We start from the raw sequence: 1,532 nt of genomic DNA, 5'->3' as shown, positions 1-1,532 counted from the left end.
AAACGTTGCCAGCTCAATGTGAGGGTTTCACCGTAGGGCGAGGTGATCGTGTGCGGCAGCAGTTGCGCAAAAGGCCGTTTGTAATAGGCAATGCGCTCGTCCAGTTCCTTGGTCTTTTCGCCCCAGGCCTTGAGCGCTGCGGCGTAGTCCAGGGCGGCTGCGCCGCTGTAGCCCGATGGGCAAATAATAGCCAGTGCCCACTGTGTGACGCCTTCAGGTTTCGTGGGGAATTGGGGGGTTGAATTCTTCTTGATCGCCTCCAGTAGCCGGATAATCTCCTGGCGAAAAGCATCGTTGTGCTCTTGCTCATCGCTGCCTGCGGCCGACGGCTTGCCGAGGATTTCCTGCCGGCCGCTGGGCAGGTCGAGCGTGAATTGGCTCCAGTCCTTGTCACTGCGTATGAAGCAGCCGTGCTTGCTCAGGCGTGTGCCTTTGCCCAGTTCTTCCCATTCATCGTCGGTGAACACCACCGTAGCGCCGTTTTCCATCACCAGGCGGCGATCGCGTGTGTCCAGGCTGGCGAAACGCCAGGCCCAGCCGTCTCCCAATCCAGCTTCATTGCCACGCAGGGCCGAATAGTGCAGTGTCAGTTCGCACACCGGGCCGCGCCCCGCTAACCCTTGAAGCGTTGCAATCGGGTAATGGGCATGGAATAGCCCCGTCCGAGGGTCTACACCGGTTTCGCTTTGGCCGCTGGCATCGAACACCTCGGAGGCCATGGTGTTGCCGTAGTCTTCGCACAACGCGCTGCTGGGCTTATAGGCTGGCAGGGCTTTGGGTGGGGTGAACTTGACCTCGACTACGCCCTGCCATAATGCGCTGTCGTCAAGATAGCCGATATGGCCAATGGTCAGCGCTGCACTGCCTCGATTCGTGTCAGGGACATCCATCATCAGCCTGAAGGCCGTACTTTTGCGGCCCTTTGCCCAAGTCACTGCATCGGCGCTAACCGAGGTTACCTCGACATCGCTCCCTGCATTTACCGATATATAGGTGTCGCTGGTCTCTCGAAAACAATCGGCCACTCGATAACCCTTGTTTTTAGCGTCAGGGTCGAGCCGAAACACCAGCTCACCCGGGTTATAGTTGATATATATCAGCGCCGAGCCTTCGTGATAGGCCTTCTGGGAAACTTTGGCCTGGAATGAATCGTGCGACGCACCAACAGGCATTTCGTCTGTATTTTCAAGATAGTCACCTAACCGCTGCGGCTTCCATTCACCGCCCTCCCCCAAGGCCTCAAGCTCCACCAGCAACCCGGCAAACCGAGGTTGCCACAGCCGCAACCCGCCCTCACCCGTGCCAGCTCGCTCCAGGGTAGCGTCGCTCGCCTCGCGGCCGACGACCACCTGCGGCCACCCTTTGAGCGCGATCGCCTCGGCCAAGGCTTGCTCCCAGGCGTTCTGGTCAGCCGGGGCCTGGGGCACGAAAACCTCATGCCCCAGCAGCTGGCGGCTGTAGGGGTGGCGTACAGTCACCAGCACCGCCGAGTTCACGCTGCGCCAGGCGGACGACAATGCGGGCCCTGCCAC

At 60.2% G+C, this 1,532-nt stretch carries 1 protein-coding gene; it reads right to left on the bottom strand.

The window, feature by feature from the left end:
• Window positions 1–1,532: hypothetical protein (locus F474_RS22745; protein ID WP_165830362.1), on the bottom strand; the 1,532-nt coding region annotated here is incomplete at both ends.

This window comes from Pseudomonas sp. URIL14HWK12:I12 (assembly GCF_003097135.1).
Taxonomy (GTDB): Bacteria; Pseudomonadota; Gammaproteobacteria; order Pseudomonadales; family Pseudomonadaceae; genus Aquipseudomonas.
This window is presented reverse-complemented; position numbering and strand designations above follow the sequence as displayed.